The sequence below is a fragment of the Vagococcus luciliae genome (assembly GCF_024637875.1).
Taxonomy (GTDB): Bacteria; Bacillota; Bacilli; order Lactobacillales; family Vagococcaceae; genus Vagococcus; species Vagococcus luciliae.
The window spans coordinates 1,720,953-1,744,353 of sequence record NZ_CP102451.1 but is presented as its reverse complement, the minus strand read 5'-3'; the positions used below and the strand labels follow the sequence as shown (position 1 = coordinate 1,744,353).

The following is a 23,401-nucleotide window of genomic DNA, read 5'->3' as shown; positions in this document are numbered from 1 at the left end:
GTTATGTTAATCAGAAACATAACTGTTTAATTGGTTAATTGATCATTAATATTAAAAAATGAAAAGTGGTAGTATTTAAAAAAATGAACAAAAAACAATAAAATGTTATGTAATTTTGATAAAATAAAGTAAACCCACGTATTTTGTTGTAATAAAGTCAGGAAAATAATAAACAATTTTTAGAATTACTGTTAGAATAGAACTTGTATATTTAGAAAGGTGTAGATTTTAAAATTGGTTGAAAAGAGAAAAAAGCAATTTATATTAATTTTTTTATTACTTATTTTGGTTGTAGAGGTCGTTTTTTTAGTTCGACGTATGACGTTAGATAAAAAAGCATCACAAACATTGGCTAGTGTGACAAGTGAAAAAAATATGATTGAGGAGTCCTTAAATTCACTTAATCATAGTACGTTAGAAAACTATGTTACTAGCAAAGATTTATTAACCACATCCAATAAAGCGCAAGAACAGGTTGAAACAAGTATCAAAAAAGTGGATGAGATTTCTAATATCTCTGGAAAAGTAAAGCATCAAAAAGGTCAGTTGTTAACTGAATTGCAAAAAGATTCAAAAGTGATTCAATTGGTTCAAAATAAAATAAAAGTCTCTCAAGAGATGAGGGATATTTTTGGTACAACGCCCTTTAGCAAAAATACATTGGTTAAAAATCTAGCCATTACAAAAAGCGTTTCTTCTACTCTACAGGATGATTTAACATCACAAGTGAGTGCTTTACCAAAAGGTGAGCAAAAGTCAGCTCTTGAAGAAGGACTGAAAGAAGTGACGACTCAAAATCAAACGTTAGCAACCCTTGATAAAGAAATGGCAACTTATATTCAAAAAGATAAGATTAAAACTGTTCCGTCATCTGATGAATATAAAAAGTTAGATAAAGCAGTTAGCGAGTTAAAAAATGATAAACTCAAAAAAACGTATGCTAGTCAGTTGTCTCTTCTAGAACAAGAGGTTATTAAAAATGATCCAACTCTTTTAAATGATGATAAAAAAGTGGCGTTAACGTTTGATGATGGACCAAACAATACCAGTTCGTTGCAAATATTAGATACGTTAAAAAAATACGATATTAAGGCTACTTTCTTTATGTTAGGTTCAATGGTTGATACTTATCCTGATGTGGTGAAAAAAATTCACGATGCTGGTCATGAAATTGGAAATCATACTTATGACCACAAAGACTTAACAAAATTAGATGAAGCAAGTATCAAGCAAGAAATTGATTCAACCAACCAAAAAATAGAAAAACTAACAGGTGAAAAACCAACGCTTCTTCGTCCACCATATGGGGCGTATAATGATCGTGTGACAAAAGTTGAATCAAATATGTCCATTGCTTTGTGGAATATTGATACACTAGATTGGAAAACACATAATCCCACAGCTATTCTAGGGGAAGTTAAAAAAGAATTACAACCTCATAGTATTGTGTTAATGCATGACATTCATCAAGATTCAGCGGACAGTTTGGAAAATGTCATTAAGTATTTGAAAAGTCAAGGCTATACCTTTGTGTTAGCAAATGAATTAATTAATTAAATCAAAAAGATGATTAGATGCGATATTTAATCATCTTTTTTTAATATTTTTAGCGTCTAGATTTTACTTGTCGCTTAAAACACTGTATAGTACTTATGGAACTAAATTAAAAATGAGTTGTATTCATGAGGGAGAGTAAAATTATGTCAAGAATCATTGGAACTGTATCAAGGGGATTACGTTGTCCAATTATTAATGAAGGTGATGATTTAGAATCAATCGTTATTGACAGTGTCATTGAAGCATCTAAAGAAGGAAACTTCTCAATTCAAGACAAAGATATCGTTGCTGTAACAGAATCGATTGTTGCTAGAGCTCAAGGAAATTATGCATCGATTGATCAAATTGCAGAAGATATTCGTCAAAAATTTAATGATGAGACAGTTGGGGTTATCTTCCCAATCTTTAGCCGTAATCGTTTTTCAAACTGTTTACGTGGTATTGCTAGAGGAAGCAAAAAAATTGTCCTAATGTTAAGTTATCCATCAGATGAAGTGGGAAATCATTTGATTTCACTTGACGCATTAGATGAAAAAGGAGTGAATCCTTGGACAGATACGTTAACTGAAACAGAATTTAGAGAGCTATTTGGTTATCAAAAACATACCTTTACAGGTGTTGACTATATTGAATACTATAAAGAATTAATCGCAGCAGAAGGTGCTGAGTGTGAAGTCATTTTCTCTCAAAAACCTAAAACGATTTTATCTTATACAAAAAATATCTTAACATGTGATATTCACACACGTTACCGTACAAAACGCATCTTAGAACAAAATGGTGCGGAAAAAGTGTACACATTGGATGATGTCTTATCTAAATCAGTTGACGGAAGTGGCTTTAACGAGCAATACGGTTTGCTTGGTTCAAACAAATCGACAGACGATGGTGTGAAATTATTCCCAAGAAACTCGCAAGAAACAGTGGATAATATCCAACGTAAACTAAAAGAGTTGACTGGTAAACAAGTGGAAGTCATGGTTTATGGTGATGGCGCGTTTAAAGATCCAGTTGGAAAAATTTGGGAATTGGCTGACCCAGTTGTATCTCCTGCATACACATCAGGTTTAGAAGGCACACCAAATGAAGTGAAGTTAAAATATCTTGCTGATAACAATTTCTCTGATTTACGTGGAGCTCAACTTGAAGAAGCAATCAAAAAACACATTGATTCAAAAGCAGATGATTTAACAGGATTAATGGAAGCACAAGGAACAACACCTAGAAAATTAACTGACTTAATCGGTTCATTATCAGATTTAACGTCAGGTAGTGGAGACAAAGGAACACCGATTGTCTTTATTCAAGGCTATTTCGATAACTTTACTAATTAATCAAGGCTAATAAAGGGGACGTGTGAGTATGACACAAGAAGAATTGGATCTGTTGACACAACATTTATCAGCAGACAAACAGTTTATTCATGATGGGTATTATCGTTTAAGAAAATTAGATGAGACTACTTATGAGGTTGCTTTTTTAGTGGCGGATGCGTGTGGGGCGACCAGTGTGCACCCACAAATCACGATTGAAAAGCAAGGAGATACATGGCAAGCTGTAAAATTACTTGATTTTGTGTCAACACCAGTTGAAACGATTGTGTATTCACAAGAAACGGCTCAAGAATTATCAGATAGATTAGAACAATTAAGTAAACAAGTATTACATGCGATAAATCAATAAAGTAAAAGCAAGAGAACAACTCGTTCTTTTGCTTTTTTTGTTGTGCATGGATAGTGAGTTTGTCATTGCAAATTAGACTTAAATCCTATATAGTGATTAAGTGTACAAAGTAGAAAAGAGGAATAAATAATGAAACCATCAATCTATGATTTTACACAACCTCAACTTGTTGAATGGTTTGTGAAAAATGGTGAAAAGAAATTTAGAGCAGCCCAAGTGTGGCAATGGTTATATGAAAAACGAGTGACGGATTTTTCTGAGATGAGTAATCTATCAAAACAAACAATTGAATTATTAAAAGAACATTTTGTATTAGATCCTTTAAAAGAGGTAGTCGTTCAAGAAGGTCAAGATGGAACGATAAAATATTTATTTGAGTTACCAGACCATCATATGATTGAAACAGTGTTAATGCGTCAAGCATATGGTTTGTCTGTCTGTGTGACAACACAAATTGGGTGCAACATCGGTTGTACGTTTTGTGCGAGTGGGTTACTAAAAAAACAACGTAACTTAACAACAGGTGAAATTGTCGCTCAAATTATGAAAGTGCAGCATTACCTAGACAAACAAGGACAAGGCGAAAGAGTGAGTCATATTGTGGTGATGGGAATTGGCGAGCCGTTTGATAATTATAACAATGTCATGAATTTCTTGCATATTATGAACGATCCAAAAGGGTTACAAATAGGAGCAAGACATATGACCGTTTCAACGAGTGGTCTTGTACCAAAAATCAAAGAGTTTGCGACAAATGGTTTACAAGTTAATTTGGCTATCTCACTTCATGCGCCAAATAATGACACACGTACATCTATTATGAGAATTAATCGAGCATATCCATTAGAGCGTTTAATGGATGCAGTAGATTATTACTTAAAAGAAACCAATCGCCGTATCACGTTTGAATACATTATGCTTCAAGGGGTTAATGACACACCAGAGCATGCTCAACAACTGGCTGATTTGTTAAAAGACAAGAAAAAGCTAACATATGTGAATTTGATTCCATATAATACGGTAGAAGAACATGATTTATATCAACGAAGTACGAAAAAAGATACATTAGCTTTCTATGATATTTTAAAGAAAAATGGAATTAATTGTGTGGTCAGACAAGAGTTTGGCTCTGATATTGATGCGGCATGTGGTCAACTTAGAAGTAAGCAAATGAGAAAAGAGAAGAGTAAATAAACTAAAAAAGCTACGCCATTTTGATAATGACTGTAGCTTTTCTCTATCTTACGATTAGTTTTTGAAGCATGTAACCTATCATCGCGACTATCATAGCAATTACGATCCCAATAAATAATCCGATAAATCGGTTAGCGATCGAGATACCACTTGGGAAAATAACGAGTGCAGCATTCATGGCAGCAATCGAATTGACAATCGTTTTGTGTTGATAGTCAACTAAAAAGTAACTGATGAATCCTACTGTTAAAATAAATACAATGGCATAAGGTGTTGGAATTAATTTGACTAAAAATAAATAAAATACTATCACGCCAAACGTTGTTCCAATAATGCGTTCGCGTGTTTTTTTTACAGTTTCACTAAAATGAATTTCAGTCAGTGACATAGCCACAATGCTAATCCAAAGTGGCTTAGGTGCATGGAGTAAAATAGCAATTGTCATCGCTATTGAGACACTTAACGTCATCTTGAACAAATAAAAAGGGTGTGTTAGCGAGCGAGTTATTTGTTCTTTTAGTGTGAGTTGTGAGTTGCTTAAAGGTTGTTTTTTAGTTGATTTAGCAGCTAATACACTTAGTACAATACTTCCTAAAAATAAACAAATGATTCGGTTTAGTGCATTTGATGAATCTACAGGTGTTGCTTGACAGAATAAAAAATTAATTAAATAAGGGATTGAATACTGAAAAACAATTGGTTCAGCAGTTAATAATAAAATCAGAAAAGTAAACCCAGCATAAACAAAAAATAAACCAAGTGGTCTATCGTGTGGTAATTGGGATACAATCCCACCTAAAGGAAAGAGTAATAAGTTAGTGAGTGTAAGTACGTTATTTTTTACACCAAAATTAATTTTAGGAAACATTAAAAATCCAACACTTAAAGCGACAATGGGAAGAAGATTTTCTTTACCGAAAATCAGTGTAAATAGTAAGATAAAAAGTAAATTACTCGTATAATCAATCAGATTGTTACGAAAGTTTTTTTGTATATGTGTGATTAGTTTAGTTAGCATGAGTCAATCATCTCCATTTTATTAGTACACAAATATGTACTAATAAGGTATCATGAAGAGGATAAAAAAGTCAATTTAGGAGGATGAAAAATGGATGACATTTCAAATAAATTATTAAAATTATTACCATATTGGCATTTTAATGTGGAAAGACGAATCAAACAAAAAAATGAACTGAATATTACGTATGAAAGTTATTATTGTTTATTAGGACTCACAAAAGTCAACTCTCTTACGATGAAAGAAATAGCGACGGATTTTTATTTTGGTAAACAACAAACCACACGCATTATTAATCAATTACTCGAACATGGATTTGTTGAAAAAGTAGTGAGCCAACAAGATAAGCGTGTTACGCATGTTTCAATTACAGAAAAAGGTAGAATGTATTTGCAAAAAAATCCATTTGATACCACAGATTTAAAAGAGGACTTGTCTCGTCGTTTAACTCAAAAAGATATGAAAGAATTGAACGAGAGTCTTGATGTCTTGCTGAAAATTTTTAAAAAATTATAATGTTTACATCAAAATATTTTTAATAGACTATTTAGATAAAGTTTACAAATAACTTGTGTTATAATATTTTGGTATATTGTTTAAGGGGGTGTTGAGATGAAACAAGTGATTAGACAAGGGATATTGGCTAAATTAAAGCATCTAGCAACACAAGAAAATAAAAAACACGCTTTGGAAGAAGACATGCTGTCTCGTTTATATGAAACAAATCAATGGAGACAAGCAAATGTGATTGCTACGACTTACCCAATGACGCATGAATTTAATACAACAAAATTGATGAATCAAGCTTTTTTAGAAGGGAAAACGATTGTTATTCCTAAAACAAAAAAGCGTGGTGAGATGGATTTTTACGCCTATCATGATGACGTTGCGTTAGAATTAACACCATTTGGCGTGTATGAGCCAATTGATAGTCAATTTTATGATAAAAAATCAATTGATTTGATGATTGTTCCAGGAGTCGGGTTCACGCAAGAGGGCAAACGTATTGGTTACGGTGGAGGATTTTATGACCGATATTTAACTGATTTTAAAGGTCATACCATTAGTTTGGTTTTTGATGAACAGTTATTAGAAGAATTAGAAATAGAAGAACATGATAAGTTAGTTGATGCATTAATTTGTGCACGTAAGGGGGAACTTTATGAGGGAATATAATACAAGTTATTGGATGCGTTTCAAGAGAGGCCCATACTTTACTTATACATTTTTAGCCATTCAAATTGTGGTATTTATTTTGATGGAACTTGTTGGTATAAAACAAGGGATTTATTCTGGATCAGAAGATGTGGGAATATTATATCAATTTGGTGCAATGACTCATGCAGCCATTATTTTAGATGGTGAGTTTTGGCGACTTGTGACGCCTATTTTTGTCCACATTGGTTTTTTCCATTTATTATTAAATTCGTTGGGACTATATTTTGTAGGTCGTATTTTAGAGCCTTTAATTGGTCACACTCGATTTTTCCTTGTTTATATGTTAAGTGGAATTTTTGGTAACTTATGGAGTTTTGCCTTTGGTTCGTCTAATTCTATTTCAGCAGGAGCGAGTACGTCGCTTTTTGGAATTTTTGCGGCATTTATTATTCTAGGTCAGATTTATAAACATCATCCTGGTATTAAATACATGTCACGCAATATGACTCTTCTTATACTCATGAATTTAGTTATGAATTTATTTGATTCAGGTGTGGATATTATGGGGCATTTTGGCGGTGCATTAGGTGGTTTACTTGTGATGATGATAGTTGGCGTACCGTCTAATCGATTAGGTTTTAATGAAAACATTGATTGGAAAAAGCGTGTGATAGCACTTGTCTTCTTCGTCGTATTGTTAGTAGGATGTTTTTATAAAGGATTTAGTAGATAAAATAAAAAATAAATTCAGACGAGACTAGGAATATCTGGTACTTATCTGTATAATAAGGTCGGTAGTGAAAATTGAGAACAATGTATGATGTACAACAGTTATTTAAACGATTTGGTATCTTTATTTATGTTGGAAATAGATTATGGGATATTGAATTAATGATGATTGAATTAAAACAACTTGAAGAAGCCGGATTAATTGATAAACAAGAATACGTAAAAGCGATGCTTGTTTTAAAACATGAACATCATCTTGAAGAAGATTATCAGGAGGGACAATAATGAAAAATAAATTAATTGGAATTGATTTGGGTGGAACAACAGCAAAATTAGCGATTTTAACTGAAGATGGTGACATCCAACAACGATGGAGTGTGGAAACAAATATTGAAGATGAGGGTACTCATATTGTTCCAAATATTATTGAGTCCATCAAACACAGACTAAATTTATATGACATGACAGCATCTGATTTTATCGGAATTGGTATGGGAACACCAGGAACAGTCGATAAAGAAAAAGGAACGGTAATTGGCGCCTATAATTTAAACTGGTCAACGCTTCAAGAAATAAAAAAACCAATGGAAGAAACATTTGGTATTCCGTTTGATTTAGACAATGATGCAAACGTTGCAGCACTTGGTGAACGATGGAAAGGTGCTGGAAACAATGCACCTGATGTGGCATTCATTACACTTGGAACAGGTGTTGGTGGCGGGATTATCGCAGAAGGGCAATTATTACATGGCGTAGCAGGGGCAGCAGGAGAAATTGGGCATTTAACAGTAGATCCAACAGGTTTTGATTGCACGTGTGGAAAAAAAGGATGCCTTGAAACAGTGGCATCAGCTACAGGTGTGGTTCGTTTAGCCAGAGAGTTAAGTGAAGAATATTCTGGTGATTCAAAATTAAAAGCAATGATTGATGATGGACAAGAAGTGACAAGTAAAGATGTATTTGACTTAGCTAAAGATAATGATCATTTTGCCTTATTAGTTGTGGATAAAGTGTGCTTCTATCTAGGTTTAGCATGCGGTAACATTGGAAATATGCTTAACCCACAAGAGATTGTCATTGGTGGTGGTGTATCAGCTGCTGGAGATTTCTTATTAGAAAAAGTTCGAGATTATTTTGAAGAGTTTACATTCCCACAAGTCACAAAAAGTACTTCAATAAAATTAGCAGAGTTGGGAAATTCAGCTGGTGTGATTGGTGCAGCATCTCTTGCGTTAAAATTTAAAGAAGAAAAATAATTAAATAAAGAAAGGTAAATGCCCTGTGAGTTTTTTTGCAACGTTAAATATTATATTACTTATTGTTATTATTGGTTATGGTTTATATAAATTATTCTTTTTTATTAAACGAAAGAGAGCAGCTGAGTGGATTGAACAAGACAAGTTTCAAGAAACGATGAGAACAGCTCAAGTGATTGATGTAAGAGAAAAAGAAGATTACAATCGTGGACACATTTTAGGAGCAAGAAGTGTTCCTTACACAATTGCTAGAGCTCATAAAGAATATTTATTGGCTATTCGTAAAGATGCTCCTGTGTATTTATATGACAATCGTACTGGTATGGCAATTTATATGGCTGGTTTGCTTAAAAAAGAAGGATACAAAGATATCTACATCTTAAAGGGTGGCTATATGAATTGGACAGGTAAGACAAAGAAAAAATAATTAAAAAAAAGATGTCGGAAAAAATTCCGGCATCTTTTTTTAGTTGACGTGATGAACAGAAGTCTCTGTGACTAAAGGATAAGATAAGAGGGTTTGTGTATCAAGTGATTCGTTGGCTAAATGAACCACGTTTAGTTGACTATTATCATATGTTTTATAATAGTAACTTCCCGTTGTTGTATCACAACAAGAGGAGTAGATAGTGTATTCATAATGTTCCTCTCCCACATCACATAGTCCTTTTGTTTGTTCGACAGAACCTAAAATGTGAAAAAATTGGTTGATGTCTTTTGGAACGCATTGAAAAGTTAAACAAGTTTCTTTTGTGTAGCAGGCTCTAACAAAGCGTGACATAGAAGACAAATCACCAGGAAGTCCCATACCACCCATGCCATTACTGTAACTATCTAAGTGTAGTGTTTCAGAAAACAACGTGTCATAAGTTTTAGGTGACAAGTGACGGTAGTTATTCAAATTAAATAACTGCATAGGAAAAGGGGGATTATTGGTTAAAACACCGACTGGATTATTATATAAATGAAGACCATCTTTATCAGATTCAATGGTTAAAGAAGAGTCTTTATCAGAAACCATCCAATGTAGTGGTGAATTAGGAAACTCTGGACTAAAGGGTTGGTTTGTTATAATAGCATTTTTTAGTTTAGTTTTGACTTCTTCCACTGTTTTACATTGAGTTAAGAGATAAGGGATCAACTCAAATGAGGCAATCTCGTTAGGTGTGTTAGTCGAAGGCGCATAATAAGCATTTTTAGGATAGTTTAGTCCAGCAACGCTTAATCCTTGGTCGTTTGTTGCATCAAAGTATAGAGGATAGTCATTAGAAATAACAGCCATACCAATCATGGCATAGTGTTGAGTGATTGATTGCCCATTTTTAAAGTTAAATGGGTAGTTTTTTGGTGTAATCACAACTTCTTGATTAAACGTATAATCTAAGTCAAGGTTTCTTCCAAAAAAATGATGGCTTGCATTAAAACTGATAGCTGTACACATAATGTCATCTCCTAAATAAGTATGGCTTTAGTATAGCGCTGAATGTGAGATAAAATAATGACTTTTCTATGAAATTTTTATAACGATGATTGATTTAATAGTTTTTTTACTAGTTGTTGTAGTTTAGGCACAATCTTTTCTTCAAAACTAGGATTTTTAGCAAACCAACGGAAATTTAGTGGGGAGGAATGCACAATCGGAAAATAAGTTGGTAAGTAATCTTCGTAAGCAAAAACCGTTTCAGTCAAATTTTTTTTCGCTTTATCTTTTAAATAATACTTTTGAGCATATGTCCCCATCAAAATAGTTAACTCAATGTTTGGCATGCAGTCAATTAAAGCTGGGTGCCATTTTTCAGTAAAATTTTTTCTAGGTGGCAAATCACCATGAGTTGCTTTTCCAGGGAAATAAAAATCCATTGGTAAGACAGCAATTTTTTTAGAGTGATAAAAGGTTTCTTCACTGATTCCCATCCATTGACGTAATCTATCTCCACTCTTGTCACGAAACACTTGTCCTTTTTCTTGCGTTCTAATACCGGGCGCTTGTCCAATTATTAAAATTTTTGCTTCAGGATAAGCCATAAAGATGGGTTGCCATCCTTGTTGGGTGAACACTTTATTTTCAGGGTCGGTTATAATGTGTTGTTTAATCTCTTCGATGGTTGTCATGAGAATGCTCCTTTCTAAGATAAATAAAAAACCAAACAATAACAGTCGTTATCATTTGGTTTCATTGACTTATCTTGCTCTACTTTTTCTCATTGCTTTTTTACGGTTATCTTCAATTAATTCTTCTTTTTCTTCGATTGGTTCAATTAGAACTTTTTTAACGCCTAAAGCCACACCTGTTAAAGCGGCTAAAGTGGTTGCAGTTCCTACTAAAAATCCTTTTGAAAATTTCTTCATAGTACCTCACGTCCTTATCTGAATTTATACCTTTATTATACGCATTTTATAATAAAAATCTAGTGATAAGGCATACAACGTCTATTAATTTCATTTTAAAATGGTAAAATTGGAAGTGAATGGAAGTGATAAGATGATAAAAGTAATTGCACATAGAGGAAGTAAAGGAACGCATCCGGAAAATACCTTACCGGCGTTTCAAGAAGCCATTGATATAGAGGCAGATGGGATTGAACTAGATGTCCAGTTAACACGTGACGGGCAATTAGTGGTCATTCATGATGAGAAAATTAATCGTACAACTAATGCAAAAGGATGGGTAAAGGATTTAACTGTAGCAGAAATCAAAGAACTAGATGCAGGATCTTGGTTTGCTGAAGAATACAAAGATACAAGCATCCCGACATTAGAAGAAGTTTTAAATTTATTAAAACATAATCGGTTTAGTGGGTTATTGAATATCGAATTAAAAACAGATCGTATTGAGTATTTAGGGATTGAGCAGAAAGTGTTACGAGCTTTGGAACAAGCTGACTTGTCTTGTACGGTTGTGCTATCTAGTTTTAATCGTGATACAGTGAGACGACTTAAGGCATTGAATACCACTTATGAAAAAGCCTTTATTTCATTTGGAAATCAAAGAGATGTTGCATGGTTAGATAAACAACGAGAGATAAATAGTTTTCATCCAGATATTCGTTGGTTGAGACGTCATATTGATCAAACAACAGATATTGAAATAATTAGACCGTGGACTGTGAATAAAGAATCCGATATGCAATTTTGTATTAAACATCAATTAGCTGGGATGTTCACAGATTTTCCTAAAAAAGCATTAGAGGTAAGAGATAATGGATAAGCAAAAAGTTCTTGTCATAGTTGGGCCAACTGCTGTGGGAAAAACAGCACTAGGTGTGAGACTAAGTCAGGCGTTTAATGGAGAAGTCATTAGTGGAGACTCTCTACAAGTATATAAGCAATTGGATATTGGGACAGCGAAAGCAACGACAGAAGAGATGCAAGGTGTGCCACATCATTTAATTGACATTAAGGAACCAACAGAAACCTATTCCGCTCATGAGTTTAAACGTCAGGCAACAGAGTGTATAAATGAATTAGCCTTACAAAATAAATTGCCTATTATAGTAGGTGGCACAGGTCTATACATTCAGTCACTTCTTTATGATTTTCATTTAGGTTCATCTGAGTTAAGTGATGATGAAAAGAAAAGTCGTAAAAAATGGGAAGAGTTTGCGGAAAATTTGTCTAATGAAGAATTATGGCAAGAATTAGAAAAAATGGATAAAAAAGGGGCAGATACTATTCACCCAAATAATCGAAAACGTGTGATACGCGCGTTGGAAGTATTTGATTTAACGGGAAAAAGTATCAGTGAGCAACAACAGATTGATTTAATGGATCTGTCAAAAAGTTCGTTTGATGTGAAACTGATTGGGTTAACCACTGATCGAGAAGTTTTGTATAATAGAATCAATCAGCGAGTTGACATCATGATGAATGAAGGCTTGTTAGATGAAGCCAAGATGGTTTATGAGTTAGATTGCCCACAAGCAAGCCAAGGTATTGGCTACAAAGAGTTTTTCCCTTATTTTGAGGGGAAGTGCTCATTGGAAAAATCAGTGGAAGAAGTGAAACAACATTCAAGACAGTATGCTAAACGCCAATTGACTTGGTTTAGAAATCGAATGCCTGTTGAGTGGTGGGATATTGTTTTAGACGAGACCAATATGAGTAAACTAGAAGAGGGTGTTTCTAAGTGGTTGGATAAGAAAGAAGGAATGGCATGATAGAACGCGTTGTAACCGTGGGGGTTGAAACCCAAGAAAATTTTTATTATTTTGACGAATCAATGAAGGAGTTAGAAAATCTAACACAGACGGCACAAGGTGAAGTCGTTGGGACAATGACACAAAAAAGACCAACGATTGATCGCCGGACGATTATTGGAAAAGGAAAATTAGTCGAACTTGAAGCACTTGTGGCTTCAAAAGATGCGGATACGGTGATTTTTAATCATGAGTTAACTGCTAGACAGACAGCTGTTATTGAAGAAGCCGTGAGAGTAAAAGTCATTGACCGTGTGCAATTAATTTTAGATATTTTTGCCTTAAGAGCAAAATCAAAAGAAGGTCAGTTGCAAGTTGAACTGGCTCAGTTGTCATATCTTTTACCAAGATTAAGTGGACAAGGAGCAAGTATGTCACGTCTTGGTGGGGGTATTGGGACACGTGGACCAGGGGAGACAAAACTTGAAACAGATCGCCGTCATATCAGATTTAAGATGACACAGATTAAACAAGAGTTAAAAGAAATTGAAAAACATCGCGAAAGAAGTCGTAAAAAACGTCAAGAATCTGACACGATGCAAGTGGGCTTGATTGGCTACACCAATGCCGGAAAATCTACTATTATGAATTTGTTGACGAAAGCAAATACGTATTCAGAAGATCAATTATTTGCGACACTGGATCCGTTGACGAAAAAATGGGAATTACCAACAGGAACACAGGTGACATTGACTGATACAGTTGGGTTTATTCAAGATTTACCGACACAGTTAATTGAAGCTTTTCAATCAACTCTTGAAGAAAGTAAAGCCATGGACTTTTTACTTCATGTAGTCGATGTGACGTCAACTAATCGTGACCAACAAGAAAAAACCGTGCTAAAATTATTGCATGAGTTGGAAATGGATCATATTCCAGTGTTGACTGTATACAATAAAGCAGATTTATTAGAAACAGAATTTGTGCCAACACTTTTTCCAAATTGTTTAGTGTCAGCTAAACGAATAGAGGATAAAGAGAAATTAACACAGGATATTATGACGTTTTTAAAAGAAAATTTAACCAAATATCATTTGTTTTACTCGCCGGCAGAAATGAAAGATTTTAATCAATTAAAAGATGCGACGTTATTGGAAAGTTATGAATATGACGAGTCATTGAATGAATATGAATTAATAGGGTATGCCAAAAATGTTGATCGATGGAAAAAAGGGGTTAGTGAAGATGAGTTGGAATGGTAAGTTTCATCCAGAATTAATAGAAAAAATTAAACAAGTGGACAAAGATATTGCAGAAGAACGTCAAAAGATGCAAGATGTGGCATTATCTAATCAAGCAAAAGTATTAGAAGCGTTTAGAGAACATCATGTATCGGAAAGTCATTTTGCCCCATCAACTGGGTATGGCTATGATGACATTGGAAGAGATGCATTAGAAGCAGTTTACGCGTCAGTATTTCATGCAGAAAAAGCATTAGTTAGACCACATATTGTCTCAGGAACGCATGCTATTTCAACGACTCTATTTGGTTTACTTCGTCCAAATGATGAATTGATTTACATCACAGGGACACCTTATGACACGTTGCTTGAAGTGATAGGGGTCGCTGGAGATGGTATAGGATCGTTAAAAGAATACAACATTGATTATAAAGAAGTAGCATTAAAAGAAAATGGCTTGGTTGACTTTGAAAAAATAAAAGAAGCCATTTCAGATAAAACAAAAGTTATCGCCATTCAACGCTCAAGAGGATATGATTCTCGTCCATCATTTACTGTCGAACAAATTGGTGAGATGATTCGATTTGTTAAAGCAATCAATGAAAATTTAGTGGTATTTGTTGATAATTGTTACGGCGAATTTGCTGAAGAAATCGAGCCAACTGATGTTGGGGCAGATATTATGGCGGGCTCTTTAATTAAAAATCCTGGTGGTGGTATTGCTAAAACGGGTGGTTACATTGTCGGAAGAGAAGAATTAGTTGATAAAGTATCGTATCGTTTAACCACTCCTGGTGTTGGTGGTGAAGGTGGCGCGATGATTTATAGTACACATGAGATGCTACAAGGATTTTTCTTGGCACCACATGCCGTGAGTCAAGCCATTCAAGGGGCGATTTTTACCGCACGATTATTAGAAAGTTTTGATGTAGAGTCAACACCAAAATGGAACGATAAACGCACGGATTTAATTCAAATGATTGAATTAAATGACAAAGAAAAAATGATTGCCTTTTGTCAGTCAGTTCAAAAATTTTCACCAATTGACGCACATGTCTTGCCAATTCCTTCATATATGCCGGGATACGAGGATGATGTGATTATGGCTGCTGGAACATTTGTACAAGGTGGTAGCTTGGAATTAACAGCTGATGGGCCAATAAGGGAACCATACCAATTGTATGTTCAAGGTGGATTAACTTATGAACATGTTAAAATTGCAGTCTGTGAAGCAGTTAATAGTATCTATTTTTAAAGTTTTTAAAAAGTTAATTAATCGTGTGAGATAATCTTACACGATTAATTGACTTTCTTTTTTTTTATTGTTATCCTGTCTTTAACCTTTTATGAAGGGAGAAGAAAAATGAATAAAAGAGAATTAAAACGTAGTAAAGCTGTGTTTCCAATCGGATCGGTGATGTTACTAACAGAACTGACTGCAAGACAAATTCGTTACTATGAAGAACAACAGCTAATTCATCCTGAAAGAAATGAAGGAAATAATCGATTATTTTCTCTTAATGATATTGATCTTCTACTGGACATAAAAGACATGTTAGACGATGGGTATACCATTAAAGACATTAAAGCATCTTTTGATAAGGAAAAAAGAAAACAGGAAAAATTATCAGAAGAAAAGATTCGCATTGCTTTATACAATGATTTAATGAAAGAAAGTCGCTTTAACAGATACTAGGTGTTAAAACTTTAATAAAAGGGTGGAAATCAATGGCAAATTATTCAACAAAAGAAGAAATCAAAGCAGTTGTAGAAAAAGAAAATGTTCGATTCTTAAGACTAATGTTTACTGATATTTTAGGTAGAATTAAAAACGTAGAAGTTCCAATTAGCCAATTAGATAAAGTTTTAGACAACAAAATGATGTTTGACGGTTCTTCAATAGAAGGATTTGTGCGTATCGAAGAAAGTGACATGTATTTATATCCTGATCTTGCCACATGGATGGTTTTTCCGTGGGAAAGTGAAAAAGGAAAAGTAGCTCGTGTGATTTGTGATGTATATGGAACAGACGGTAAGCCTTTTGCTGGAGACCCTCGTAGTAACTTAAAACGTATTATGAATGAAATGAAAGAATTAGGTTTTACTGGATTTAATATTGGACCTGAACCTGAATTTTTCTTATTTAAATTAGATGAAAATGGTAACCCAACGAAAAAATTAAATGACCAAGGTGGTTACTTTGACTATGCGCCAGTTGACTTAGGTGAAAATTGTCGTCGTGATATTGTATTAGAATTAGAAAGTTTAGGATTTGAAGTTGAAGCGTCTCACCATGAGTGTGGTCCAGGACAACATGAAATTGATTTTAAATACGCTGATGCAGTTGAAGCATGTGACAATATCCAAACATTTGAATTAGTTGTTCGTACCATTGCTAGAAAACATGGCCTACACGCCACATTTATGCCAAAACCATTGCATGGTATTGCTGGTAGTGGCATGCATATCAACATGTCTTTATTTAACGAGCAAGGAAATGCATTCTTTGACGAAAATGGTGACGATCAATTAAGTGAAACTGCTTATCATTTCTTAGGTGGTTTGTTGGAACACGCTAGAGGGTATACAGCTGTATGTAACCCAATTGTTAACTCATACAAACGTCTCGTACCTGGCTATGAAGCACCTGTTTATGTGGCTTGGAGTGGTAAAAACCGTTCACCGTTAGTACGTGTCCCAAGTTCTCGTGGATTATCAACACGTTTAGAATTACGTTCAGTTGATCCAACGGCTAATCCATATTTAGCAATGGCAGTATTATTACAAGCTGGTTTAGATGGGATTAAACGTAAACTTAATCCACCTAAAGCCGTGGACCGCAATATTTATGTGATGACGGAAGAAGAACGCGAAGCCGCACATATCACTGACCTACCATCTACTTTACATAATGCTATTAAAGCAATGAAAGACGATGAAATGGTTAAAGAAGCATTAGGTAATCATATCTTCAACAACTTCATTGAAGCAAAACGTATGGAGTGGGATGCTTACCGTCAATCTGTTTCTGAATGGGAACGCGAGCAATATTTAGAAATGTATTAAAAAAAGAAAAACTTGTAGCCAAAAAGGCTGCAAGTTTTTTGCTTATATGTTGATGAAAAAATGCTTAAACAAATTTTACGGCTGTACCATATGCTGCGACTGACTGCATATCAGCTCCAATAGAACCTGAATCAAAACGCATCATCACAATTGCATCAGCTCCCATTTTTTTAGCATTTTCTTTCAATCGTTGAATTGCTAATTCTCGGGATTCTTCTTGCATTTCAGTATAAGCTTTAATTTCTCCGCCCACGATATTTTTAAGACCAGCACCTATATTGCGGACAACGTTTTTTGAATTAGTTGTTAAACCAAATACTTCACCAATAATTTCGTATGTTTTTCCAGGTATATTTTCTGTTGTTGTAATTAGCATATAATTAATCTCCTTTGTTTATATTGTTTTTACATTGTCTATTTTATACCTAAATTTATGTGAGGATATCCAACTAAGGTTGTATCTTTGTGGTTAAATTCGTCAGCAAATAAAATGAATGGTATCATTTCAAAAAAGATTTATTTTTAAAATAAGGAGTTAAAACAATGAAGCTAAGAGAGATCCAAACTGAAGATTATAAGCTCGTTGAAGAAGTGATTATTAAAGCTTTTGAGCAAAGTGATCATGGTCATAATGGTGAAGCAACATTAGTCGAAACAATTAGAGAACTGCCAACTTACAATCAAGAGTTGGAAATCGTGGCTCTTATAGATAATGGTATCGTGGGACATGGTGTGTTAAGTGAGGCTGTGGTAAAAAATGATATAAATGCCTTAAAAGGTTTGGTGTTAGCACCTCTTTCAGTGGTACCAGATTATCAAAATCAAGGAATTGGCAGTCACGTGTTATTAGAGTTAGAAAAATGAGCAAAAGAAACGGAACATGCCTTTATTACGATTTTAGGTGACCCATCTTTTTATAGTCGATTTGGTTATGTGCCATCGAAGAATTTTGATGTGAGTAGTCCACTTGATGTGCCAAGTGAGTACTTGCTGATGAAAAAATTAAAACCAGAGATGATAGAAGGCACACTGTTTTACAATCGTGCATTTGATTAATAAATAATCTAAGTTTGGTTTATTTTATGTATATAAACGTGTCTAGGACGTGTTTTTTAGTCGTTTTTACCACAAGAATATTTTATTATAGCTCATTTTATGCTATGATACGGTTAGTAACTATTAAGGGAGATTGAAAAATGATATCAGCAGTTGATTTAAGAGCAGGAAACACATTTGAAAAAGATGGTAAATTAATCAAAGTTTTAGAAGCAAGTCATCACAAACCTGGTAAAGGTAATACGGTTATGCGTATGAAATTAAAAGATTTACGTTCAGGTTCAACCGTCGAAACAACGATGCGTCCTGATGAAAAAGTAAAAAAAGCACATATTGATACAAAAGCTGTACAATATTTATACATCCAAGATGATATGGCAGTGTTTATGGATTTAGAAACATATGAACAATATGAAATTCCCGTATCAGTGATTGAGCATGAATTAAACTACTTGTTAGATAACATGGAAGTGTCAATCCAATTCTATGATACAGAAGTTGTTGGGGTATCTTTACCATCATCTGTTGTGTTAACAGTAGCAGAAACTCAACCTTCAATTAAAGGGGCAACTGTTTCAGGTTCTGGTAAACCAGCGACAATGGAAACAGGCTTAGTAGTAAGTGTTCCAGATTTTATTGAAGTAGGCGATAAATTAGAAATTAACACGTCTGAAGGAAACTACATGAAACGTGCGAAATAATTTATAAATCAACAGACTGTGACAAGACAGACTGTTGATTTTTTTTGTGCTATAATAGATGAAAAGTGGAGGTAACTCAGTATGAAATGGCGCACAATGCACGATTGGAAAATTGTATTTGATAATAAGTATGCGGATTATTTTACCTTAATGACAAATGACCAATACGTTTCAATTATTTGTTTGAAGACACAGTTTGGTGATTTTTCGCCTATTATTTTTGAGTTAACAGACGCCACAGCGAAATTAATGAACCAACCTCATTTTGTCGAATCAATCACGATTGGTTTAGATAAAGTGATTACAATTGAATTTAATGATTTCTTTGGTTTTCAAGATTTAGAAGAAAATAGCATAGAAGAATAAACGTGAAAGATATTCTATCTGTTAGATGATGGGTATCTTTTATTTATGATAAAGGAGAGAGCGTTATGCCTGGCATGTCTCGGATAGATAAAAGAAAACAAGAAGAAGCCAAAAAATATGCACCAAAGGATAAAAAAATCGATACACAACAAGCTAATGGAACTAAACCACCTAAGAATCAAGATATACCACCAAAGAAGAAAGGCAAAAAGAAAAAATCGTTTCTTTTTTGGGTATTGATGGTACTCGTTGCGTTAATTGCTTTATCTGGTGTGGGGTATGCTAAAGGCTATTTTACAGCTAAGGCTGATAAAGATAATAAAGAGTTTAAAATGACAGCTTTTAATGGTCAAAAAAGTCAAGATGATAGCATCAATATTTTATTACTAGGTAGTGACTCGCGTGGAGAAGACCAAGGTCGTTCGGATTCGATTATGATTGCCCATTATAATCGAAAAACGAAGCAACCTCAAATTGTATCGATTATGAGGGATACGTTTGTTGCGATTCCGACACAAGACGGGATTGAGTACAATAAAATCAATGCAGCGTATTCGTATGGTGGACCAGAGATGGTGAGACAAACGATTGAAAATAATTTTGGTGTGCCAATTCAGTATTATGCTGTGGTGAACTTTGATTCGTTTCCTAAAATTATTGATGTGCTAGCTCCGGGAGGATTACCAGTAGTAGCTGAAAAAGATTTAGAAGTGGAAGGAACTGTGATTAAGAAAGGGCAAACAAACTTAAGTGGACATGAAGCGTTACAGTATGCTCGATTTAGAAAAGATGAAGAAGGAGATTTTGGGCGAGTAAGACGCCAGCAACAAGTCATGAGTGCCATTACCAAACAAGCAACTAATCCACTTCATGCATGGAAGTTACCAGAGATGTTAGGAGCGGTTGTTGGCTACACGCAAACGGACGTGCCAATGTCTACTTATTTATCTGTTGGGAATAGCTATTTATTTAGCTCACATAAATCACTTGAAATCTTAACAGTCCCTGTAGAAGGCTCATGGAATAATGGATATTATGATTATGCAGGAAGTGTTTTGGAAATCAATGAAGAGATGAATAAAGAAGCGATACAGAAATTTTTCAGTAAATAAAATAGTGTTCAGACTTTACTTTAAACTCTAAGAAATCTATAATGTAAGTTATGAACTTTAGTGTAGTAAATAGAATTGAGGAAATACAACAATGAATATTGCAATAGTGACGGATAGCACCGCTTATTTACAAGAGCAGTACCATGATCATAAGAATTTATTTGTCTTATCTGTTCCATTAATCATTGATGATGTGGTTTATCAAGAAGGAATTGATATTACAGATAAAGAGTTTTATCAAAAATTAAAGCAAGCAAAAGAATTTCCTAAAACAAGCCAGCCTGCCATAGGGGAAGTCTATGAGCTGTATGAAACATTAGCAGAGTCTGGGTATGATGCGGTGATAAGTATTCATTTATCTACTGGAATATCAGGATTTATTACTACTTTAAATGGTGTATCGAAAGATTTTTCAACTATTGATATTTACCCGTTTGATTCTTATATTACAAGTGGTCCAATGGGAAGAATGGTTGAGGTCGCTTTAGAAATGACCGAAAATGAAGAGGCTGATCCAAAAGAAATTATCGCTCATTTAGAAAAAATGAGAGAGGTTTGTGAGGGATACATCGTGGTGGATGATTTAAATCATCTCGTTCGTGGTGGACGTTTAAAAAATGGGGCAGCAATTATTGGAACATTATTAAAAATTAAACCCATTTTACGTTTTCAAGATGGTGATATTATTTTATCTGAGAAAATCCGTTCTCAAAAAAAAGCATTATCTCGTGTGATTGATATTGTCTTACAAGAAGTACCTAGTCAGCCACATGATAGTATGTTTTATGTGATCCATTGCAATAACATAGAAGTTGCAGAACACGTAAAAGAAGACATGCTAAAAAGAGATAACCAATTAGAAGTCATTTTATGTGATTTTGGTCCAGTGATTGGTACCCATCTGGGGGAAAAATCAATTGGAATTGGTGTTATTCCGAAAAATTAGTGACATGGTAGAGGATAATTTACATTATCCTTCTTTTTTAATAAATTTAATGGAAAAGAGTGAAGAATAATGATAGAGAGTACACATAGACCCAGTCAAGTTGTGGTGGATTTATCTGCCATTGAATACAATATTAAACAAGAATTAGCTCGATTAAATGATGAGCAAGTCTTATTTGCAGTCGTCAAAGCCAATGCTTATGGTCACGGAGCGATTGAAGTAGCAAAAGCTTGTGAAAAAGCAGGTGCAACAGGTTTTTGTGTGTCAAATTTGGATGAAGCGCTAGAATTGAGATCTGCTGGATTAACGTTACCAATTTTGGTACTTAGTTATGTTTCAACAAATTACCTTGATTTAGCTATCTCACAAACAATTTCTTTGACTGCTCCATCGTTAGATTGGCTAAAAGAAGCAGAAGATTACTTAACGCAAACAACATTAACTAACCCATTAAGTGTTCACTTAAAGATTGATACAGGGATGGGGCGTATTGGACTAAGAGATGACGATGAGATGGTTCAAGCAAAAGAATTATTTGTTTTATCGAATCATATGACCTTAGATGGTATTTTTACGCATTTTTCTTGTGCTGATACGAAAGATACTAGTTATTTTGAGTTACAACAACAACGATTTACGCGTGCGATGGACATTTTTTCTGATTTAGAGATTCCCTACATTCATACATCAAACTCTGCGACAGCTTTGTGGCATGATGCGTGGAATAGTAACATGATTCGTTTTGGTGATGCATTGTACGGATTAAATCCTTCAGGTAAGACGCTTAAATTACCTTATGAATTAAAACCTGCGTTATCTCTTACAACTGAGTTAATCCATGTTAAACAAGTTTCAGCCGGAGAAAAAATCGGTTATGGTGCCACGTATACTGCTGAAAAGGAAGAATGGATTGGGACATTGCCAATTGGGTATGCAGATGGACTGATTCGAAAATTTCAAGGCTATCATGTGATCATTGATGGAGAGTATGCTGAAATTGTTGGGCGTGTATGCATGGATCAATGCATGATTCGTTTGTCAAAAAGATACGCTGTTGGGACACCAGTAACTATTTTTGGAAAAAATGGTGAGCTAGAAAACACATTAGATGACGCTGCTGAATTTATTGACACGATTAATTATGAAATTATCTGTGGCTTAACAGATCGATTGCCACGTTATTATCTAAATGAAAGGATAAACAATTAGATGATTACGGCGTATTTAAATATTTTAGTGGTATTTGCGATTATCTTTTTAGGCTATATGCTGACTAAAAAACGATGGTTTGATAATCATATCGCCAATGTATTTTCAAAATTAGTGTTAAATATCACGTTGCCTTTAAGTATGTTTTTAAACATGACACAAAAATTTACTCGAGCAGAATTTTTAGAACTATTCACAGGATTAGCATTACCATTTGTCTCGATTATTGTGACGTTTTTGATTAGTATTGTGTATTCTCGTATTACACGTGTACCAGATACTCGTAAAGGATCGTTTCGCACCATGTTTACGGCGGCTAATACTATTTTTATGGGATTACCTGTTAATATGGCTATTTTTGGTGAAAAAGCGATTCCTTATGCGTTGCTTTACTATATTTGTAATACTACGTTTTTCTTTACGGTTGGTATTATGTTGATTAGCCGAGATAATCCAGATAACCATTTAGAAAAAGCTAATTTTAGTCCTGAAAAATTATTGAAGCAATTACTGTCACCGGCTATTTTAGGGTTTTTTGTTGGGATTTTATGGATGTTGACTGATATGGCTGTGCCAAAACCGATGATTGATTTTTCTACTTATGTTGGTGGGATGACAACCTCTCTGTCTCTTTTTGTGATTGGAATTATCATTTATCAAACAGGATTTAAAAATTTAAAAATGGATAAAGATGTCGCGGGTGTGATGCTTGGTCGCTATATTATTTCACCTCTTGTGGTATATGGGTTATCTTTTATTATTCCTGTGCCTAGTTTGATGTTAAAAGTATTTATTTTACAATCTGCCATGCCAGTTCAAAATGCGTTACCCATTTTAGCCAAAGGTTACGGAGCAGACGCAGAATTTGCGACAACGTCATTAACTTATTCCATCATTTTATATATTGTCTTTATATTCGTCATTTTAACATTATTTTTTTAGTTGAAACTGTGCTATAATGCCAAAGGAACGT

The 23,401-nt window shown here is 34.2% G+C and carries 28 protein-coding genes; 23 read left to right on the top strand and 5 right to left on the bottom strand.

Translation table 11 applies throughout. The annotated features are described in order from the left end of the window. Positions 1–234: 234 nt before the first annotated feature. The 4 genes from G314FT_RS08430 (at position 235) to rlmN (ending at position 4,434) form a co-directional block, all read left to right on the top strand. On the top strand, positions 235–1,557 hold the full coding sequence (locus G314FT_RS08430; protein ID WP_257700532.1) for a polysaccharide deacetylase family protein: 1,323 nt from the start codon (positions 235–237) through the stop codon (positions 1,555–1,557). A 143-nt stretch (positions 1,558–1,700) separates the two neighbouring features. Next, positions 1,701–2,891 (top strand): coenzyme F420-0:L-glutamate ligase, encoded by a 1,191-nt coding sequence (locus tag G314FT_RS08425; RefSeq protein ID WP_257700531.1) that lies wholly within the window; start codon positions 1,701–1,703, stop codon positions 2,889–2,891. A 28-nt stretch (positions 2,892–2,919) separates the two neighbouring features. Then, positions 2,920–3,240 carry a hypothetical protein gene (locus G314FT_RS08420; protein WP_257700530.1) on the top strand — a complete coding sequence of 107 codons (321 nt, stop codon included), beginning with the start codon at positions 2,920–2,922 and terminating at the stop codon, positions 3,238–3,240. Between the two features lie 126 nt (positions 3,241–3,366). Beyond that, entirely contained in the window at positions 3,367–4,434 is a 1,068-nt protein-coding gene (rlmN, locus tag G314FT_RS08415; RefSeq protein WP_257702542.1) for a dual-specificity RNA methyltransferase RlmN, read from the top strand. A gap of 43 nt (positions 4,435–4,477) precedes the next feature. Here the strand turns inward: rlmN and G314FT_RS08410 are convergent, their stop codons facing one another. Further along, positions 4,478–5,452 (bottom strand): FUSC family protein, encoded by a 975-nt coding sequence (locus tag G314FT_RS08410; protein ID WP_257700529.1) that lies wholly within the window; start codon positions 5,450–5,452, stop codon positions 4,478–4,480. A gap of 90 nt (positions 5,453–5,542) precedes the next feature. Between G314FT_RS08410 and G314FT_RS08405 the strand changes: the two genes are divergently transcribed. The 6 genes from G314FT_RS08405 to G314FT_RS08380 all read left to right on the top strand — a co-directional run bounded on the left by G314FT_RS08405 (position 5,543) and on the right by G314FT_RS08380 (position 9,022). After that, the gene (locus G314FT_RS08405) at positions 5,543–5,968 is read left to right on the top strand and encodes a MarR family winged helix-turn-helix transcriptional regulator (RefSeq protein WP_257700528.1); all 426 of its coding nucleotides are present in this window, start codon (positions 5,543–5,545) and stop codon (positions 5,966–5,968) included. 96 nt (positions 5,969–6,064) lie between these two features. Further along, entirely contained in the window at positions 6,065–6,628 is a 564-nt protein-coding gene (locus tag G314FT_RS08400; protein WP_257700526.1) for a 5-formyltetrahydrofolate cyclo-ligase, read from the top strand. After that, positions 6,615–7,343: a rhomboid family intramembrane serine protease gene (locus G314FT_RS08395; protein WP_257700525.1), complete on the top strand. Its 729-nt coding sequence runs from the start codon at positions 6,615–6,617 to the stop codon at positions 7,341–7,343. Before G314FT_RS08400 ends, G314FT_RS08395 begins: the two co-directional genes overlap by 14 nt. 71 nt (positions 7,344–7,414) lie before the next feature. Then, positions 7,415–7,624, top strand: a complete 210-nt coding sequence (locus tag G314FT_RS08390) for a YqgQ family protein (protein WP_117972170.1) — start codon at positions 7,415–7,417, stop codon at positions 7,622–7,624. Next, entirely contained in the window at positions 7,624–8,595 is a 972-nt protein-coding gene (locus tag G314FT_RS08385; protein ID WP_257700523.1) for an ROK family glucokinase, read from the top strand. Before G314FT_RS08390 ends, G314FT_RS08385 begins: the two co-directional genes overlap by 1 nt. 25 nt (positions 8,596–8,620) lie before the next feature. Next, a complete protein-coding gene (locus G314FT_RS08380; protein ID WP_257700522.1) occupies positions 8,621–9,022 on the top strand; it encodes a rhodanese-like domain-containing protein in 402 nt (133 codons plus the stop codon). Positions 9,023–9,061: 39 nt separating this feature from the next. On the opposite strand, the gene bsh is transcribed toward G314FT_RS08380, so the two are convergent. From bsh to G314FT_RS08365, 3 genes are all read right to left on the bottom strand, one after another. Further along, positions 9,062–10,036: a choloylglycine hydrolase gene (gene bsh / locus G314FT_RS08375; protein WP_257700520.1), complete on the bottom strand. Its 975-nt coding sequence runs from the start codon at positions 10,034–10,036 to the stop codon at positions 9,062–9,064. 77 nt (positions 10,037–10,113) lie between these two features. Continuing rightward, complete coding sequence (locus G314FT_RS08370; protein ID WP_257700517.1) at positions 10,114–10,707, bottom strand: uracil-DNA glycosylase family protein; 594 nt, start codon at positions 10,705–10,707, stop codon at positions 10,114–10,116. A 69-nt stretch (positions 10,708–10,776) separates the two neighbouring features. Continuing rightward, entirely contained in the window at positions 10,777–10,944 is a 168-nt protein-coding gene (locus G314FT_RS08365) for a DUF3042 family protein (protein WP_117972175.1), read from the bottom strand. Between the two features lie 133 nt (positions 10,945–11,077). Between G314FT_RS08365 and G314FT_RS08360 the strand changes: the two genes are divergently transcribed. The 6 genes from G314FT_RS08360 (at position 11,078) to glnA (ending at position 17,038) form a co-directional block, all read left to right on the top strand. Further along, positions 11,078–11,803, top strand: a complete 726-nt coding sequence (locus G314FT_RS08360) for a glycerophosphodiester phosphodiesterase (RefSeq protein WP_257700508.1) — start codon at positions 11,078–11,080, stop codon at positions 11,801–11,803. Further along, a complete protein-coding gene (miaA, locus tag G314FT_RS08355; RefSeq protein WP_257700506.1) occupies positions 11,796–12,752 on the top strand; it encodes a tRNA (adenosine(37)-N6)-dimethylallyltransferase MiaA in 957 nt (318 codons plus the stop codon). Before G314FT_RS08360 ends, miaA begins: the two co-directional genes overlap by 8 nt. After that, positions 12,749–13,993, top strand: a complete 1,245-nt coding sequence (hflX, locus tag G314FT_RS08350) for a GTPase HflX (RefSeq protein ID WP_257700504.1) — start codon at positions 12,749–12,751, stop codon at positions 13,991–13,993. The genes miaA and hflX overlap by 4 nt, the downstream gene beginning before the upstream one ends. After that, a complete protein-coding gene (locus tag G314FT_RS08345; RefSeq protein ID WP_257700503.1) occupies positions 13,977–15,227 on the top strand; it encodes a methionine gamma-lyase family protein in 1,251 nt (416 codons plus the stop codon). The genes hflX and G314FT_RS08345 overlap by 17 nt, the downstream gene beginning before the upstream one ends. A 108-nt stretch (positions 15,228–15,335) precedes the next feature. Next, on the top strand, positions 15,336–15,668 hold the full coding sequence (locus G314FT_RS08340) for a MerR family transcriptional regulator (RefSeq protein WP_257700502.1): 333 nt from the start codon (positions 15,336–15,338) through the stop codon (positions 15,666–15,668). A gap of 32 nt (positions 15,669–15,700) precedes the next feature. Continuing rightward, positions 15,701–17,038: a type I glutamate--ammonia ligase gene (glnA, locus tag G314FT_RS08335; RefSeq protein ID WP_257700500.1), complete on the top strand. Its 1,338-nt coding sequence runs from the start codon at positions 15,701–15,703 to the stop codon at positions 17,036–17,038. Positions 17,039–17,102: 64 nt separating this feature from the next. On the opposite strand, the gene G314FT_RS08330 is transcribed toward glnA, so the two are convergent. Continuing rightward, positions 17,103–17,414 carry a heavy metal-binding domain-containing protein gene (locus G314FT_RS08330; protein ID WP_257700498.1) on the bottom strand — a complete coding sequence of 104 codons (312 nt, stop codon included), beginning with the start codon at positions 17,412–17,414 and terminating at the stop codon, positions 17,103–17,105. Between the two features lie 167 nt (positions 17,415–17,581). Here G314FT_RS08330 and G314FT_RS08325 point away from each other — a divergent pair, with 167 nt between their 5' ends. The 7 genes from G314FT_RS08325 to G314FT_RS08295 all read left to right on the top strand — a co-directional run bounded on the left by G314FT_RS08325 (position 17,582) and on the right by G314FT_RS08295 (position 23,370). After that, complete coding sequence (locus G314FT_RS08325; RefSeq protein WP_257700496.1) at positions 17,582–17,902, top strand: GNAT family N-acetyltransferase; 321 nt, start codon at positions 17,582–17,584, stop codon at positions 17,900–17,902. Between the two features lie 332 nt (positions 17,903–18,234). Next, on the top strand, positions 18,235–18,795 hold the full coding sequence (efp, locus tag G314FT_RS08320) for an elongation factor P (protein ID WP_257700495.1): 561 nt from the start codon (positions 18,235–18,237) through the stop codon (positions 18,793–18,795). An 81-nt stretch (positions 18,796–18,876) separates the two neighbouring features. Next, positions 18,877–19,161 (top strand): hypothetical protein, encoded by a 285-nt coding sequence (locus G314FT_RS08315; RefSeq protein WP_257700494.1) that lies wholly within the window; start codon positions 18,877–18,879, stop codon positions 19,159–19,161. Positions 19,162–19,226: 65 nt separating this feature from the next. Beyond that, on the top strand, positions 19,227–20,273 hold the full coding sequence (locus tag G314FT_RS08310) for an LCP family protein (RefSeq protein ID WP_257700492.1): 1,047 nt from the start codon (positions 19,227–19,229) through the stop codon (positions 20,271–20,273). 91 nt (positions 20,274–20,364) lie between these two features. Beyond that, positions 20,365–21,219, top strand: coding sequence for a DegV family protein (locus tag G314FT_RS08305; RefSeq protein ID WP_257700490.1), 855 nt, complete (start codon positions 20,365–20,367; stop codon positions 21,217–21,219). A 69-nt stretch (positions 21,220–21,288) separates the two neighbouring features. Further along, positions 21,289–22,428 (top strand): alanine racemase, encoded by a 1,140-nt coding sequence (gene alr, locus G314FT_RS08300; RefSeq protein WP_257700488.1) that lies wholly within the window; start codon positions 21,289–21,291, stop codon positions 22,426–22,428. After that, positions 22,429–23,370 carry an AEC family transporter gene (locus tag G314FT_RS08295; RefSeq protein WP_257700486.1) on the top strand — a complete coding sequence of 314 codons (942 nt, stop codon included), beginning with the start codon at positions 22,429–22,431 and terminating at the stop codon, positions 23,368–23,370. It begins immediately after the preceding gene. The last annotated feature ends 31 nt before the right edge of the window (positions 23,371–23,401 follow it).

Excerpts from the sequence above, each read along its gene's own strand:
- efp (WP_257700495.1), top strand. The coding sequence starts at position 18,235 with ATGATATCAGCAGTTGATTTAAGAGCAGGAAACACATTTGAAAAAGAT.
- G314FT_RS08370 (WP_257700517.1), bottom strand. The coding sequence starts at position 10,707 with ATGACAACCATCGAAGAGATTAAACAACACATTATAACCGACCCTGAA.
- G314FT_RS08385 (WP_257700523.1), top strand. The coding sequence starts at position 7,624 with ATGAAAAATAAATTAATTGGAATTGATTTGGGTGGAACAACAGCAAAA.
- G314FT_RS08365 (WP_117972175.1), bottom strand. The coding sequence starts at position 10,944 with ATGAAGAAATTTTCAAAAGGATTTTTAGTAGGAACTGCAACCACTTTA.
- G314FT_RS08315 (WP_257700494.1), top strand. The coding sequence starts at position 18,877 with ATGAAATGGCGCACAATGCACGATTGGAAAATTGTATTTGATAATAAG.
- G314FT_RS08400 (WP_257700526.1), top strand. The coding sequence starts at position 6,065 with ATGAAACAAGTGATTAGACAAGGGATATTGGCTAAATTAAAGCATCTA.
- G314FT_RS08305 (WP_257700490.1), top strand. The coding sequence starts at position 20,365 with ATGAATATTGCAATAGTGACGGATAGCACCGCTTATTTACAAGAGCAG.
- G314FT_RS08345 (WP_257700503.1), top strand. The coding sequence starts at position 13,977 with ATGAGTTGGAATGGTAAGTTTCATCCAGAATTAATAGAAAAAATTAAA.
- G314FT_RS08330 (WP_257700498.1), bottom strand. The coding sequence starts at position 17,414 with ATGCTAATTACAACAACAGAAAATATACCTGGAAAAACATACGAAATT.
- G314FT_RS08395 (WP_257700525.1), top strand. The coding sequence starts at position 6,615 with ATGAGGGAATATAATACAAGTTATTGGATGCGTTTCAAGAGAGGCCCA.
- hflX (WP_257700504.1), top strand. The coding sequence starts at position 12,749 with ATGATAGAACGCGTTGTAACCGTGGGGGTTGAAACCCAAGAAAATTTT.
- G314FT_RS08310 (WP_257700492.1), top strand. The coding sequence starts at position 19,227 with ATGCCTGGCATGTCTCGGATAGATAAAAGAAAACAAGAAGAAGCCAAA.
- G314FT_RS08425 (WP_257700531.1), top strand. The coding sequence starts at position 1,701 with ATGTCAAGAATCATTGGAACTGTATCAAGGGGATTACGTTGTCCAATT.
- G314FT_RS08420 (WP_257700530.1), top strand. The coding sequence starts at position 2,920 with ATGACACAAGAAGAATTGGATCTGTTGACACAACATTTATCAGCAGAC.
- G314FT_RS08295 (WP_257700486.1), top strand. The coding sequence starts at position 22,429 with ATGATTACGGCGTATTTAAATATTTTAGTGGTATTTGCGATTATCTTT.
- bsh (WP_257700520.1), bottom strand. The coding sequence starts at position 10,036 with ATGTGTACAGCTATCAGTTTTAATGCAAGCCATCATTTTTTTGGAAGA.
- glnA (WP_257700500.1), top strand. The coding sequence starts at position 15,701 with ATGGCAAATTATTCAACAAAAGAAGAAATCAAAGCAGTTGTAGAAAAA.
- G314FT_RS08410 (WP_257700529.1), bottom strand. The coding sequence starts at position 5,452 with ATGCTAACTAAACTAATCACACATATACAAAAAAACTTTCGTAACAAT.
- alr (WP_257700488.1), top strand. The coding sequence starts at position 21,289 with ATGATAGAGAGTACACATAGACCCAGTCAAGTTGTGGTGGATTTATCT.
- G314FT_RS08360 (WP_257700508.1), top strand. The coding sequence starts at position 11,078 with ATGATAAAAGTAATTGCACATAGAGGAAGTAAAGGAACGCATCCGGAA.
- G314FT_RS08325 (WP_257700496.1), top strand. The coding sequence starts at position 17,582 with ATGAAGCTAAGAGAGATCCAAACTGAAGATTATAAGCTCGTTGAAGAA.
- miaA (WP_257700506.1), top strand. The coding sequence starts at position 11,796 with ATGGATAAGCAAAAAGTTCTTGTCATAGTTGGGCCAACTGCTGTGGGA.
- G314FT_RS08340 (WP_257700502.1), top strand. The coding sequence starts at position 15,336 with ATGAATAAAAGAGAATTAAAACGTAGTAAAGCTGTGTTTCCAATCGGA.
- G314FT_RS08405 (WP_257700528.1), top strand. The coding sequence starts at position 5,543 with ATGGATGACATTTCAAATAAATTATTAAAATTATTACCATATTGGCAT.